The sequence below is a fragment of the Aestuariirhabdus haliotis genome (genome assembly GCF_023509475.1).
Classification (GTDB): Bacteria; Pseudomonadota; Gammaproteobacteria; order Pseudomonadales; family Aestuariirhabdaceae; genus Aestuariirhabdus; species Aestuariirhabdus haliotis.
This window is the reverse complement of the sequence record NZ_JAKSDZ010000004.1, coordinates 237,434-251,958: the sequence shown is the minus strand read 5'-3', so window position 1 is coordinate 251,958 and position 14,525 is coordinate 237,434. Positions and strand designations below refer to the sequence as shown.

The following is a 14,525-nucleotide window of genomic DNA, read 5'->3' as shown; positions in this document are numbered from 1 at the left end:
CCTACGGGGCTTTCAGGCGAACCCAGACTCTTTGTTACGCCTTTTTGAAAGGTCTGGACCTTACTGCAAAGACGTGCCGCGATTCTGGATTCGCCAGAAAGCCAGAGCTCATCTGAATTAATCAGAGGTGCCTTAAGTGAGTAGCATCATACCTGCTCAATAAAGTGACACCAACACCGGCAGAGTGTTAGCGTTACGGCAGTGCTAAAAAATGTGACCCTGTTAGTCGGCACGCAATGCCGGGCGCTTGGCTTTGGGCAGGCCCTTTACCACCAGTTCGAAAGAGTGATCACAGAGCCGCTGTATCTCCCCCTCAGGAACCGATCCATCCAGAGTGATGGTGTTCCAGTGCTTCTTGTTCATATGATAGCCAGGCTTGATCGCAGGGAACATATCCCTGAGCGCCTGCGCCTGGATGGGGTCACATTTGAGATTGATTTTCAGCGGTGCCTGCGCCGGATCGAACAGGGCAAAGACTTTACCCATTACCTTGAATACACGAACTTCCGGACCAAAGGGGTAGTCTATGGTGGTACCCGGTTTGGCTAGTAAGTAGCGGGTCATTTCGACTTCATTCTGCATGGGTCACTCCTGTGATATCGATCCAGTTTAGCGCCTGAAGCCGGGTCGGGGGTATACTACAGACCGGCAAATGACAGACAACAGTTGCAACAATGGTGGCGAATTTTATAACGATCCTCAGTAAGCGAGGCCTGATCGTCATTTTGACGGGGCTGCTTCTGGGTGGGTGCGGCCAGGATGCCCCTAAAGTGGAATGGAGCCAGTTTCAGAGCCTGACCTGGCCGGCCCTGATCCCGAACGGTTTCAGTGCGCGTGATATTACCCGGCGTTACGATATCAGCGGATTGGCCGGTGGCAGTGAGCAGCGTCAGCACCAGGTGGAACGAATGCGCTCGGAATGGATCAATGCGCCAGTTGTCGAGGCCTTCGATGGAAAGAAGGTAACGCTCACAGGCTTTATTGTGCCCCTGGACGACGGTGCTCTGAAGTTTGGAGAGTTCCTTCTGGTGCCCTTTGCTGGCGCCTGTATCCACGTTCCGCCGCCGCCTTCCAATCAGATCATCTATGTCAAACTGAGCGAACGCCTTTACGTTGAGGATCTCGATCAACCCTATCGTGTGGCGGGTATTATGCGCACCCTGTCCAATAATACCGACCTGGCCAGTTCGGGCTACACATTGGAAGCGCTCGCGGTGGAAGTTGACCCGCGATATTAACGGACTCTTATTTACTTATTCATAGGGCGTTCGCAGCATTGACCGTTATCCTGGATAGTAGCCTTTGGCTGTGCAGGAATACTATTCAGGATGGTGAACTCTGACGATAGCGGACACTGACACAGGATTGAACCTGGCATGGGATTAAACATCGACGCGTTGGTGGCATTGAGCCGAACCCGGCAATCGCTGCTCAACCGTCTTGAGGATGGTTCTTCTACCATCGAAGTGCATCAGGCTCAGGGACTGCGTTGGCTCTATGTGGGGGACAATTCCCTGCTATCCCTGATGCAGCTGGAGCACCCTGAGCGACTGACGCTGGACTATCAGTTGGCGATGCTCTGTGCGTTACTCTATCGCCCTTTGCCAGAGCGCATATTGGATTTGGGGTTGGGCGGTGGTGCCTTTGCACGTTTCCTTCACAACAAGCTGCCAGATGCGCAGTGTTTGTCGATCGAGCGTAGTCCGACCCTGTTAAGTCTGGCGCAACGTTATTTTTGCTTGCCCGAAACCGCGATGGTCGAGATTTGCGACGCCGAAGAGCACTTACAGCAGAGCCAAAAACGCTACGATCTGGTGTTGTGCGACCTGTTTGATGGTGAGCGGCACAGTCGCTTGCTGGAACAACAGGGTTTCTATTCCCTGCTGAGCAAACGGGTTGATGCCGGTGCCGTCGTTGCGCTCAACATATTGCCTAAGGATGCCGGACACCTGCTAAAGGTATTGCTACCCTTACGCGTCTATTTTCCTTATGTGGCCCTGGTTGATGTGGCCGATTGCGGTAATTATGTCTTGCTCGCAGCCAGAGAACCGTTGGTAGAGGATAGTTCTTTATTAACGCGTATTAACGATTTTAGCGACCGGTTTGACGTTGATCTGAGCCGCCCCTTGCAAGCGCTGCAACACCTGCCGGTTGTGCGCGATTCCGATTGACGCACAGAATAAAGCGACATGATTTCACTTAATTAGCTCCCGGCCATTAAAAGCGATTAATGCTCGTAATGTTCGTAGGCTTCAAAGCGTTTGGCGACCCGGCTTTCCTGGGCCAGGGTAATATTGCTTTGGTAAACCAGCACCTTGTTGTGGGCATTCACTGCCGGGCTGACCAGGTCATTATCAAAACTGCCGAGATAACGTGGAATGCCGCTATTGGGTTCGTAAATAATTCCAGTAATTCCCGGAGTGTCCGGGATAGCTACCAGGCAATAGCAGCCGTGTTCGGCCTCGAAAATGCCGGTGAAGGATTCGTGATCAAACGCTGACATATAGGCCGTTTGGTAAAGCGATAGATAGCGTCCATCGTCCATGCACATCAAGGGTAACGTCGCGACCACGCTGTTCTGCGGATCCCGACGAAAACGGCGGATGTGCCGCTCTGCCTGTTTCAGATCGCGAAAATGGCCAAGGTGGTAATAAGTGTGTTCTTTCTTGGCGGTGTAATCCTGAGCGACTACCGCGATATACCGCCATTTGGGGTTGAAGCCGACCTCTGCCACCACAGTGTGAAATTGATCATCTTCATCGTCACGCAAAAAACGGTGTTCGACATAGAGTGGGCGGCTGTTGCCATCTTCATCAATTTGCTCAACGTTGATCTGGTCAATACCCCAGACATCGACAGGTGATAACGACATACCAAAACTCCCCTGTTGCGGTTGGCCCTGTTTTTAGCATACATAAAAATTGGCAAGGGGAAAGCGTTAAAAGCGAAAAAATATGAAAAAAGCTTTTCGGCTAAGTGATTGTTTTAAGCGGAGAAACAGGTAATTCTGTGTGGGGGGAATCTCCCAGTATATGCCTCTGGTATTAGAGGTCAAGCAATGCTGCCGGAAGCGGTGACTCGCGGCAGCACGATGCTCAAAGCGAGTGTTTGATATCAGGGGTGGGTGACTTCGACGATCAGGTCATCGGCCAGGGACTCCAGAGTGCTGATCAGGGTGTCGATATCAACGGCGACAGGCACCTGCAGGCGGGCCTGGGCGCGGAACAGCAGATCGGAAGTGTGAGGGGCAGGGCTGCATTCGGTGGTGAGCTCTTCAACGTTAACCTGCTGCTGTGCCAGAGTTTGTGAGACTTCCCGGATAATACCCGGGCGATCATTGCCGACCAGATTTAATAGCAGGGTACGCGATGCTGCTGCCGCTGCTGCGCTGGCGCCTTCGACGATGACTTTGATGCCCTGTGCTTCCAGCGCCATCAAGGCATCCGTTAAGGCCGAAGTATGGGCTTCACTCACGCTGATACGCAGAATACCGGCGAACTTACCGGCCATCTGAGCCATTCGGCTCTCGAGCCAGTTGCCCTGGTTATCAACGACGGTTTGGGCCAGGGAGTCGATTAAGCCGGGCTTGTCGTCGGCGATAATGGAAACTACCAGATCAGTGGACAATGTCTTTTCCTCCTGTAGACGAAATATGATTATAGGGCGGGCTCAGGCTGGCGACTAGTGATGTTGCATCCATGGTATCTATTGCAGGCGAGCGTATAATGCGACTTCCCTGCGGACGACCTCTCGTTTTGCACCCACTGGAGCCTGCACATGAGCTTTAACCTGTTACGCCTGAAACCCAAAGCCGATCGGCGCTTGCGTGCAGGGCATCTGTGGATCTACAGCAACGAAGTGGACACCAAGGCAACGCCTCTAACGCGCTTTGAAACCGGAGAGCAGGTGGTGGTTGAAAACTCCGCCGGCAAGCCCCTGGGGGTGGCTTATGTGAACCCCAATACCCTGATCTGTGCTCGTATGGTCAGCCGGGACCTGAACAACGGTCTCAACCAGGGCTTGCTGGTGCATCGAATCCAGCAAGCGTTGGCCCTGCGCGAGCGGGTATTTGCCGACCCCTGTTATCGCCTGGTCTATGGTGACAGTGACGGCTTGCCCGGCTTGGTTGTCGATCGTTTTAATTCTGTGCTGGTGGTGCAGATGGCCAGCGCGGGCATGGAGCGGTTGCGGGAAGAGGTGGTTGCCGCATTGCAACAGGTGCTGCAACCCGATGCCATCGTGTTGAAAAACAGTGGTCAACTGCGCCGCCCCGAAGGTCTGGAGGAATACACCGAGGTCGTGGTGGGAGAGGTCACAGGCCCCGTCCCCCTGCGCGAGAATGGTGTGGAGTTTGTTGCTCCGGTACTGGATGGGCAAAAAACCGGCTGGTTTTATGATCATCGTATGAGTCGTGAGCGATTACAGCATTACGCCAAAGACAAGCGCGTGCTCGACCTGTTCAGTTACATTGGTGGCTGGGGCGTGCAGGCTGCGGCGGCGGGAGCGCAGGAGGTGCTTTGTGTCGACGCCTCAGCTGCTGCACTGGAATACGTGCATGAGAACGCCCAGCTGAATAACTGTGAAGGCAGGGTGGCGACGATGCAGGGGGATGCCTTCGCTGTATTAAAACAGCTCCGCGAATCGCAGGAGCAATTTGACCTGATCGTGGTAGATCCCCCCGCGTTTATTAAGCGCCGCAAGGATATCAAGCCGGGTGAGCAGGCTTATCGCCGTATCAACGAGCAGGCGATGCGCTTATTGAGTGATGACGGGGTGGTGGTTTCTGCTTCGTGTTCCATGCATTTACAACGGGATAATCTGGTGGATATTTTGCGCCTTTCCAGTCGCAATCTTGGGCGGCAACTGCAGATTATTGAGCAAGGACACCAAGGGGCCGATCACCCCATACATCCATCGATTCCTGAAACCGAGTACTTAAAAGCGATTTTTTGTCGGGTTTGCTCGTTTTAGGTTGTAGCGCGAGCGCACCGAATTGGGTGGGTTTTCGGCGTTTCTATGTTCTGATTTGTAAAATATCCTGTTCATTCATGGCGCCAGGTAGTGCTCGGCGCTATTCTATTTGCACCCTTCTAGTGCGCGGCTTAGTCTTTAGTCGTATATTCGTCGCTGAAGGCCAAGGGTTGTTGCATTCTGTGCCTTGATCCTGTTTGATATTTTGCAATAGCCCGTTGGGCTTTTTTTGGTTAGGACGTCTCAAATAACATAAGCGGGCCCACCCGCAGCAAGGGATTCAATGTCGGACGAAAATGCAGGGTATGTCAGCTTTCAGGACGTACAAAAAACCTATGACGGCGAAAACCTGGTCGTAAAGGGTTTTAATCTGGATATCAAAAAGGGTGAGTTTGTCACTATGCTGGGCCCATCGGGCTCGGGTAAGACTACCTGTTTGATGATGTTGGCGGGCTTTGAAACCCCGACTCATGGTGAAATTTTTATCAACGGTACGGCGGTTAATCGCCTGGCACCGCACAAGCGCAACATCGGCATGATGTTTCAGAATTACGCGCTTTTCCCTCATATGACCATCGCCGAAAATCTCTCTTATCCGCTACAGGTTCGTAAACTGGGCAAGTCGGAAATTGAGCAGAAAGTTAAACGAGCACTGGATATGGTCGAGCTGGGTGGCTTTGAAAACCGTCGACCCAAACAGCTATCGGGTGGTCAGCAGCAGCGTGTCGCACTGGCGCGTGCGCTGGTTTTTGAGCCGACCCTGGTGTTGATGGACGAACCCCTGGGAGCGTTGGACAAGCAGCTGCGTGAGCAGATGCAGTATGAGATCAAGCATATTCACCAGCGCCTGGGAGTGACAGTTGTGTATGTCACCCACGACCAGAGCGAAGCTTTGACCATGTCCGACCGCATCGCCGTTTTTAACAACGGCATAGTGCAACAGCTTGATACACCCCAGGGCTTGTATGAGCGACCGAAGAACAGTTTTGTGGCTGATTTCATTGGTGAAAACAATGTTCTGTATGGCCAAGTCGAACGCTATGAAAGCGGCCGCTGCTTTTTGTCGGTAGACGGCAAGCCCTTGGTGGCTACTGCGGTTACCGAGCAGACGCCGGGAACCCAGGTTATCGTTTCGATCCGACCCGAACGGGTTGTGCTCGATAGCAGCGATAACGGCTGCGACAATCATTTTGTCGGTCGGGTAGAGGAACGCATCTATCACGGCGACCATATTCGTATGCGTATCAGTTTGTTGGGGCAGCAGGAATTTATTCTCAAACTGCCTAATAGTGCGGCCAATAGTGGCCTCAATGAAGGAGATTCTGTGCAGCTGGCCTGGTCATCCGATGACGCTCGCGCACTGGATATTGTGCAGTAGAAAAACGCGCTCGGCCGGGTGGCCGCACGCCATAAACGAACAAATAAAATGATAACTATGGAGCGGTTTATGACAATGAAGAATCTTATGACCCAATTGCCACTGGCGATAGCCATCACGGCAGCTTCGGCCGCTGTTTCGGCGGATGATCTTACGGTTGTTTCCTGGGGAGGGGCCTACACCAAAAGTCAGGTAGAGGCTTACCACAAGCCGTTTACCGAAAAAAGCGGCACTAATATTGTTTCTGAAAACTACAGCGGTGGTATTGCCGAAATCAAAGCTCAGGTTGAAGCGGGCAACGTGACCTGGGATGTCATCGACCTGGAAAAGGCTGACGTTATTCGTGCCTGCGATGAAGGGCTTCTGGTAGAGATCGATCCTGCTACTCTGCCCAAAGGTGATAACGGCGCTATGGCAACCGACGATTTTGTCGACGGTGGTCTGGAAGATTGCGGTGTTGCCAACATCGTATGGGGCAAGATAGTCGCGTTTGATGAAAGCCAGTTCTCGGGTAAAAAACCCAGTAAGCTGGTGGACTTTTTCAACACCAAGGAGTTCCCGGGTAAGCGTGGCTTGAAGAAAACACCCAAGGTTAACCTGGAGCGCGCCCTGATGGCCGATGGTGTTCCTGGTGCCAAGGTCTATGAGGTTCTGGGTACTGCGGATGGCGTCAACCGTGCCTTCGCCAAGCTCGACCAGATCAAGGACCAGGTCGTGTGGTGGGAAGCAGGCTCCCAACCAGTGCAATTGTTGGCAGACGGTGAAGTGAGTATGACCACAGCCTACAACGGTCGTATCTACAACGCTTCCGAAGTAGAAGGAAAGCCGTTCAAGATTATCTGGGATGCCCAGTTTGCCGAGCTGGATTTCTTCGCCATCGTCAAGGGTACCAAGAACCTGGACAAGGCGATGGAGTTCCTCAAGTTCTCTACCGATACCAAACGTTTGGCCGATCAAACCAACTACATCTCCTACGCGCCTGCGCGTAAGTCATCGATCGCTCTGGTCAGTGACAAGATGATGCCTCATATGGCGACGGCGCCCGAAAACTTTGCCACCGCCGTACCGGTTGATCACTCCTGGTGGGCTGATCATCAGGACGAGTTGAACGAGCGTTTTAACGCCTGGTTGAACAAGTAGTTTTTACCGGAAAGGGGGTGCTTGCACCCCCTTATTTGATGCATTAAGAAGATCCTGATTCTATGAACACAACCCCTGACTTGGCATCCAATGCGCCAGAAATTGATCCGCAATTGAAATTGCGCTTGCGTAAGGCGGAGCGTTTTCTCAAGGTGCGCGCGTTGCTATTGGTCGTGCCGTTGGTTGTGTTTGTCTTGTTTACCTTTGTCTTGCCCTTGACCGAAATGCTCTATCGCAGCATTCATAATCCGATACTGGTGGATAACCTGCCCGAGGTTGCCGCTCTGATGCGTGACTGGGACCAGCAGCAGTTGCCCGGTGATGATATTTTTACCGCCGTTGGTAAAGGTCTGGTCGTGGCGCGGGAGCAGAAAACCATCGGTCGCATTGCCAACCGTCTGAATTCGGAACATGCGGGCATGCGTAGCCTGTTAACCAAATCGGCGCGTAAACTGCGTAAGTACAAGGGTGACGACTACAAAGACTATATGCTCAGCCTGGATAAGCGGTGGGGGGAAGCAGAAACCTGGGGCGCATTTAAAGTCCTCAGCAGTGAATATACCCTGACCCATTACCTGGCGGCATTTGATATGCAGTACAACGCACAAGGTGAAATAGTCTCGCAACCGGAAGAACGCCAGATCTATGTAGACATGCTGCTCAAAACCTTGAAGCTATCGCTTTTGGTGACTCTGTTTTGCGTATTGCTGGGTTATCCGCTGGCGTATTACCTTTCTATTTTGCCGCCTGGTAAAAGCAATCTATTGATGATTTTGGTGTTATTGCCTTTCTGGACTTCGTTGCTGGTGCGGACCAGTTCCTGGATTGTCATGCTGCAAGGTCAGGGCGTGGTGAACAGCACCTTGATCTCGTTGGGTATTCTCAGCGAGCCGCTCGATATGATGTATAACCAGATAGGCACCGTGGTGGCCATGACACATATCTTGCTGCCCTTTATGATTTTGCCTACCTACAGCGTGATGAAAAGTATCTCGCCGGTGTATATGAGGGCCGCTCGATCCCTGGGGGCGACCCCGGCAAATGCATTTTTTAAAGTGTATTTTCCGCAAACGATTCCGGGGCTGAGTGCGGGTGCCATATTGGTCTTTATTCTTTCTATTGGATACTACATTACCCCGGCTCTGGTTGGTGGTCGTACCGGGCAGATGATCAGTAACCTGATTGCTTATCATATGCAGACGTCATTGAACTGGGGGCTGGGTGCAGCTCTGGCAGGTAGCTTGTTGGCGGTGGTGTTGGTGTTGTATTGGATTTATAACCGGTTGGTCGGTTCCAGCCAGATGAAGTTGGGGTAACAGAATGAGTTTGCCGGTTCACGCCACCTTGTTGGAACGTTTCAGCTACTATGGGCTGAGGTGTTTTGCTGCACTGGTGCTGTTTTTTCTGATCATTCCCATTCTGATTATTATTCCACTGTCATTTAACGCCGAACCTTTTTTCACCTTTACTGAAGGGATGTTAAAGCTCGACCCCGATGCCTATTCGTTGCGCTGGTATCGCAATATCTGGGAGAGTCAGGAGTGGATGCTGTCGATTAAAAACAGCATGATTGTCGGTGTCTGTGCCACTTTGCTGGCTATGACCCTGGGTACCTTGGCTGCCCTGGGTTTAAGTCAACGCCATATGCCCTTCAAGGGGGCGATTATGGGATTGCTGATCTCTCCGATGATCGTACCCTTGATCATTTCAGCGGCCAGTATGTATTTCTTCTTTACCAAGGTGAACCTGGCCCAAACCTACCTCGGGGTTATTATGGCTCACGCGGTATTGGGTATTCCCTTCGTGATCATTACGGTGACCGCGACGCTGGTCGGATTTGATGAGAACCTGACTAAGGCATCTGCCAGCCTGGGTGCCAACCCTCGCACCACTTTCTTTAAAGTCACCTTTCCGCTGATTCGTCCGGGGGTGATCTCGGGAGCCTTGTTTGCCTTTGCCACCTCTTTTGACGAAGTGGTCGTGGTGCTGTTTATTGCCGGAACCGACCAGAGAACCATTCCGCGGGAGATGTGGGCCGGTATGCGAGAGCAGCTGAGTCCGACCATTCTGGCCGTTGCGACCCTATTGATACTGCTCTCGGTGATGTTGCTGCTGACCGTCGAGTTACTGCGCCGACGCAGTGACCGGATTCGAGGCATCAGCGAGTAACTGAGGCAACTCCTGTACCAGGGTTTGAAGCTCGCTCAGGGCGGCAGTGGTCGCCTCTTGATCGGTCTCGGTCGAGAGCTTGCTCAACGATTCGGCCAGGGTCTTGATCCGTATTGATAGCTGGCTATCGGCCGCGGGTGTCGAATCGGTTGCGGTTTGGGGATGATTTGCCTGGTTAGAGGCCGCGAAAATTTCCAGCGCGTTGAGTGGTGCGCTAAGGCGCTCTTGATGCCGCGAAGAGTAATCGCTTTCACCCAGACTGATCTCTCTCGCATCCTTGGAAATTTTCTCCAGGCGTTGTTGCAAGGCGCTAACCAGCTGTTGGGTTTGCTGATCAGCGCTCTGTCGTTTGATCTCATTTGGATAGCTGGCAATTAATGGATCCCAGCGTGTTACCAATTCGCGAAGGTCACTCACATAAAGCGAAGACAGAACGGTCAGATAATCTCGGCGCCGTGTTTGACTGTCCAGTTGGTCGGGTTGGGGAGGAAGCACCAGCAGCTCTTCCGGACTCCGCGAATCGTTGATGCCAAACAGCAGCACTTCCATTGGGTAGAGACCGATACTGGCTTCATTTGGCGCGGTTAGCTGATGCTGACTCAGCAAGCTGGCTCGTTTTATCGCAATATCCGCACTGTAAACCAATCCGCCGCTGGGATAACCCGGCATGGCATCCACGTATCCCGGGCTGATCGGCCAACTGGCCAGGCGATCCTTGAGACTGAAGGGGTCTTCGGCCATAGGCTGTTCCAGAGGACCCTGGTTACCGCTGAATAGATCGCAGCGCAGCCAGCTCCGGTGGGCTTTTTGCCATTGTGTCTGGGCTTTTTCTAGCGCTTCTATAGTCGGCGCCTTGAGCAATTCGTCCGATGCCTGTTGTAACTGCTGGGCCGCAAACAGTGCGCTGGCGCATTGCTTGCGCGCTTGTTGCAGGTAATTCTGGCTGAAGGCGCCGAGCTCATGCTTACTTAATGGTGTTTTAAGATCCTGCGCCTGAACAGCGTTTGCTGTGGTGTTGGATTCAGCCGCGTAGGGGTTGGAATCGCCGGCAGGCTCGCAGCCAGTTAACAGCACCAGAGTACAAAGGGTGAGGGTAGCTCTCAATGGTCATCTCTCAGACTGATCAGAGGCCAGTTGCGTTCCACCGCGATGGCGCTCAAGCGGGCGTCGGCATCGACCGCGACCGGATTGTCCACCAGTTCAAGTAGAGGGAGATCGTTGCAGGAATCGCTGTAAAAATAACTACCTGCCAGACTCTGGTTCTGATGTTCTAACCATTGCTGCAAACGTTCTACCTTGCCTTCCTGAAAGCAGGGTGTACCGCTGACTTCGCCGGTGTAGCGGCCGTCAACAATCTCCGGGTCGGTGGCGAGCAGGTCATCGACGCCAAGGCGTTGGCCGATGGGGGCGGTAACAAAATGATTGGTTGCGGTGATGATCAGCAGGAAATCACCATCCTGCCGATGTTTGGCCAGCAGGGCGGCGGCCTTGGGCAGCATCATCGGTTCGATCTTTGTGCGCATAAAATCGCTGTGCAGCTGTTGCAGCTGGGTCATGCTGTGTTGGCTCAAGGGGCGCAGGGCGAAGCTGAGAAATTCATGAATATCCAGGGTGCCCTGTTGATAATGCTGGTAAAAACGGTCGTTGGCTTCACGGTAGATCTGCGCATCAACAACGCCCTGTTCGACCAGAAATTCTCCCCAGGCATGGTCGCTATCGCCCCCTATCAAGGTGTTATCCAGATCAAAAATCGCCAGTGCCACAGCCTACCTCTCGTTATGCTTGGTTGATGGTTCGTTATGATAGAGGCTTTTCAGAAAAGTTGCAGGCGGCAGGGGTGCGTTTGCCGATAAAGGCGCAGTTGTGGAACAATGGAGCGAGTAACCCGTTTGTTTTTCACGGAATTTTAAGGAATAACCGCTTTTGATTGATGCAGATGGTTTCAGACCCAATGTCGGCATAATCCTCGCGAATACGCAAGGACAAGTGCTGTGGGCCAAGCGGATCGGGCAGGATGCCTGGCAATTCCCCCAAGGGGGAATTAATCAGAATGAGAGCGTCGAGCAGGCGCTGTATCGTGAATTGACCGAAGAAGTGGGGCTTGGGCAGAGCGACGTTAATATCATCGCTTGTACTCGAGGCTGGCTGCGCTATCGGTTGCCAAAACGCCTGGTTCGACGTCATTCACACCCGGTCTGTGTAGGCCAGAAACAGAAATGGTTTCTGTTGCAGCTGACCAGTAACGATGATCGGGTGGATGTTGATAATGGCCATTCCCCCGAGTTTGATCATTGGCGTTGGGTCAGCTATTGGTATCCACTGGGTCAGGTGGTGTCGTTCAAGCGGGACGTGTACCGCCGCGCCCTCAAGGAGTTGGCGCCCAAATTGGCACGAATAGGGAATGAACAGGCCCGGTGACCCCAGGGGTATTGGGTGGCCATTGTGTGGTTATTTCCAGCTGTGATACAGATTTCCCGGCAAAACAAGGTTCCATGATAGGCTGACCTGTGGCCAACGACGATCTACAGTAGATCAACATCGATAAGCGATTATCGACCAACAATGAGGAGAGACCCCCGCTAGATGCTCAATATATTGCGCGTGATCGTCCAGAAAGTGAATGCTGCCAAGACCTTGCAGGCGGCATTGGAGATCATTGTGCATGAGGTGCGGGTGGCCATGAAAACCCAGGTTTGTTCGGTCTTCCTGTTCGATAATGATGAAAACTGTTACACCCTGATGGCCTCCGAAGGCCTTAACCAATCCGCCATTGGCATGAAGCTGTTGCGCTCTGAAGGGTTGGTCGGCCAGGTTGGCCTGCGGGAAGAGCCCATCAACTTGCAGGATGCGGCTTCGCACCCCAAATACCGCTATCTGAAAGAGTCTGGTGAGGAGCGTTATCACGCCTTCCTTGGGGTACCCATCATTCATCACCGTTCCATTCTCGGGGTGTTGGTTGTCCAGCAAAAAGAGATTCGATACTTCGATGAAACCGAAGAATCCTTTTTGGTCACCATGTCGGCGCAGTTGGCTGCGGTCATTGCCCATGCCGAGGCCTCGGGAGCGCTGACCAGTCCGAAAACCGGCCAGACCGCCAAGGACACCCGCTTTACCGGTATCGCCGGTGCCCCGGGGGTGGCGATTGGTGAGGCGGTGGTGATCTCGCCGCCGGCTTACCTGAGCGCGGTCCCGGATCGTCCGGCGGAGGATATCCCGCTCGAGTTGTTGCATCTCAAGCGTGCCCTGAAAGCGGTGCGTAAGGAGATGCGGGCGACGGCCAGGAAATTGGCTCCCAGCCTGCCGCCGGAGGAGATCGCACTGTTCGATGTCTACCGCGGCATGCTCGACGACAACGCCATTGGTGCCGAAGTCAGGGCCTTGATCGAACAGGGGCAGTGGGCCCAGGGGGCTCTGCGCCAGGTGATCGAAGATCACGTTAAAAATTTCGAAATGATGGAAGATCCCTATCTCAGCGAACGCGCCACCGATGTGCGGGATCTGGGCCGCCGAGTGCTGTCCCACCTACAGCAACAGGACGAGAAAAAGGTCGTTGTGTACCCCGATAATTGCGTCATGGTCAGCGAAGAGTTGACTCCGGCCATGTTGGGCGAAGTGCCCCGGGACAAGTTGGTCGGACTGGTCTCGGTCAAAGGGTCGGGTAACTCGCACGTCGCCATCCTTGCTCGTGCTATGGGGGTGCCTACCGTCATGGGAGCGGTTGACCTGCCGTTTACCCGGGTTAATGGCCTGGAACTCATTATCGATGGCAATCTGGGGCGGGTATACCCTTCCCCTTCGGTCGAATTACGGGGTTACTACCAGGAGGTGGTGGATCAGGAGCGTGCCTTTGTCGCCGGCCTGGAAGTGCTGCGCGACAAGCCCTGCATCACCAAGGACGATGCTCGTGTGGCGTTATGGGTGAACACCGGCCTGATGACCGATGTTGCCCGTTCCCTTGATCGTGGGGCGGAGGGGGTAGGCTTATACCGGACTGAAGTGCCTTTTATGATCCGTGAACGCTTTCCCAGCGAAAAAGAACAAACCAAAATCTATCAGGAACAGCTGAAAGCTTTTGCTCCCCACCCGGTTACCATGCGTACACTGGATATTGGTGGAGACAAGGCGTTGAGCTATTTCCCCATCAAGGAAGACAATCCCTTTCTGGGTTGGCGGGGCATTCGTGTCACCCTCGATCACCCGGAAATTTTTCTGGTGCAGGTCAGGGCCATGCTAAAGGCCAGCGTGGGGCTTAATAACCTGAGGATCATGTTGCCCATGGTGTGCAGTGTGGCCGAAGTAGAGGAGGCTTTGCACCTTATTCACCGGGCTCATGGCGAGGTAGTCAATGAAGGTCTGGAGGTCGAATTGCCCCCCGTGGGGGTGATGATTGAGGTACCCGCTGCCGTTTATCTGGTCAGGGATTTTGCCAAACGTGTGGACTTTCTCTCGGTAGGAACCAACGATTTGACGCAATATTTGCTGGCGGTTGATCGTAACAACCCTCGAGTGGCTGAGCTTTATCATTCGTTTCATCCAGCAGTATTGTCCGCCCTCAATGCCATAGTGCGGGATGCCAGGGCCGAAGGTACTGCGGTCAGTGTTTGTGGTGAAATGGCGGGTGATCCGGCCGCGGCATTACTGCTGGTGGCCATGGGCTATGATGTATTATCAATGAATGCGACCAATCTGCCACGGATCAAGTGGGTGTTGCGTAATGCCGAGTTGGAGTGGGCCAGGGATTTGCTCAGGGAAGTGTCCATGATGGATAACGCCTCGGTGATTCAGAGTACGATGGAGCTCGAAATGCGTAAGGCGGGGCTCGCTAAAGTGATGGGCAGTGCGCGGGCCAAGGCCGAATAAAGTTGTG

14 protein-coding genes are annotated in these 14,525 nt (G+C 53.4%); 9 read left to right on the top strand and 5 right to left on the bottom strand.

Annotation, left to right across the window (positions count from 1 at the left end):
- Window positions 1-222 precede the first annotated feature (222 nt).
- On the bottom strand, window positions 223-582 hold the full coding sequence (locus MIB40_RS05705; RefSeq protein WP_249691839.1) for an MmcQ/YjbR family DNA-binding protein: 360 nt from the start codon (window positions 580-582) through the stop codon (window positions 223-225).
- Between the two features lie 188 nt (window positions 583-770).
- Between MIB40_RS05705 and MIB40_RS05700 the strand changes: the two genes are divergently transcribed.
- The gene (locus MIB40_RS05700; RefSeq protein ID WP_249691837.1) at window positions 771-1,238 is read left to right on the top strand and encodes a DUF3299 domain-containing protein; all 468 of its coding nucleotides are present in this window, start codon (window positions 771-773) and stop codon (window positions 1,236-1,238) included.
- Window positions 1,239-1,376: 138 nt separating this feature from the next.
- Window positions 1,377-2,171: a methyltransferase domain-containing protein gene (locus tag MIB40_RS05695; RefSeq protein WP_249691836.1), complete on the top strand. Its 795-nt coding sequence runs from the start codon at window positions 1,377-1,379 to the stop codon at window positions 2,169-2,171.
- Window positions 2,172-2,227: 56 nt separating this feature from the next.
- Here MIB40_RS05695 and MIB40_RS05690 read toward each other — a convergent pair whose 3' ends face one another.
- Window positions 2,228-2,872 carry a hypothetical protein gene (locus MIB40_RS05690; protein ID WP_249691834.1) on the bottom strand — a complete coding sequence of 215 codons (645 nt, stop codon included), beginning with the start codon at window positions 2,870-2,872 and terminating at the stop codon, window positions 2,228-2,230.
- A gap of 242 nt (window positions 2,873-3,114) precedes the next feature.
- Complete coding sequence (locus MIB40_RS05685) at window positions 3,115-3,627, bottom strand: glycine cleavage system protein R (protein ID WP_249691832.1); 513 nt, start codon at window positions 3,625-3,627, stop codon at window positions 3,115-3,117.
- Window positions 3,628-3,777: 150 nt separating this feature from the next.
- Between MIB40_RS05685 and MIB40_RS05680 the strand changes: the two genes are divergently transcribed.
- From MIB40_RS05680 to MIB40_RS05660, 5 genes are all read left to right on the top strand, one after another.
- The gene (locus MIB40_RS05680) at window positions 3,778-4,971 is read left to right on the top strand and encodes a class I SAM-dependent rRNA methyltransferase (RefSeq protein ID WP_249691830.1); all 1,194 of its coding nucleotides are present in this window, start codon (window positions 3,778-3,780) and stop codon (window positions 4,969-4,971) included.
- A 283-nt stretch (window positions 4,972-5,254) separates the two neighbouring features.
- Entirely contained in the window at window positions 5,255-6,349 is a 1,095-nt protein-coding gene (locus tag MIB40_RS05675) for an ABC transporter ATP-binding protein (protein ID WP_249691828.1), read from the top strand.
- Between the two features lie 69 nt (window positions 6,350-6,418).
- The gene (locus MIB40_RS05670; protein WP_249691826.1) at window positions 6,419-7,489 is read left to right on the top strand and encodes an ABC transporter substrate-binding protein; all 1,071 of its coding nucleotides are present in this window, start codon (window positions 6,419-6,421) and stop codon (window positions 7,487-7,489) included.
- 62 nt (window positions 7,490-7,551) lie between these two features.
- On the top strand, window positions 7,552-8,805 hold the full coding sequence (locus MIB40_RS05665; protein WP_249691824.1) for an ABC transporter permease: 1,254 nt from the start codon (window positions 7,552-7,554) through the stop codon (window positions 8,803-8,805).
- Window positions 8,806-8,809: 4 nt separating this feature from the next.
- Entirely contained in the window at window positions 8,810-9,658 is an 849-nt protein-coding gene (locus tag MIB40_RS05660; protein ID WP_249691822.1) for an ABC transporter permease, read from the top strand.
- Here the strand turns inward: MIB40_RS05660 and MIB40_RS05655 are convergent.
- Together MIB40_RS05655 and MIB40_RS05650 are read right to left on the bottom strand one after the other, a co-directional pair.
- Window positions 9,614-10,762 (bottom strand): imelysin family protein, encoded by a 1,149-nt coding sequence (locus MIB40_RS05655; protein ID WP_249691820.1) that lies wholly within the window; start codon window positions 10,760-10,762, stop codon window positions 9,614-9,616. The genes MIB40_RS05660 and MIB40_RS05655 overlap by 45 nt on opposite strands.
- On the bottom strand, window positions 10,759-11,421 hold the full coding sequence (locus tag MIB40_RS05650) for a histidinol-phosphatase (protein ID WP_249691817.1): 663 nt from the start codon (window positions 11,419-11,421) through the stop codon (window positions 10,759-10,761). Before MIB40_RS05650 ends, MIB40_RS05655 begins: the two co-directional genes overlap by 4 nt.
- Window positions 11,422-11,581: 160 nt before the next feature.
- On the opposite strand from MIB40_RS05650, the gene rppH reads away from it, so the two are divergent.
- Window positions 11,582-12,076 (top strand): RNA pyrophosphohydrolase, encoded by a 495-nt coding sequence (gene rppH / locus MIB40_RS05645; protein WP_249691815.1) that lies wholly within the window; start codon window positions 11,582-11,584, stop codon window positions 12,074-12,076.
- 165 nt (window positions 12,077-12,241) lie between these two features.
- Window positions 12,242-14,518, top strand: a complete 2,277-nt coding sequence (ptsP, locus tag MIB40_RS05640) for a phosphoenolpyruvate--protein phosphotransferase (protein ID WP_249691807.1) — start codon at window positions 12,242-12,244, stop codon at window positions 14,516-14,518.
- Window positions 14,519-14,525: the final 7 nt, after the last annotated feature.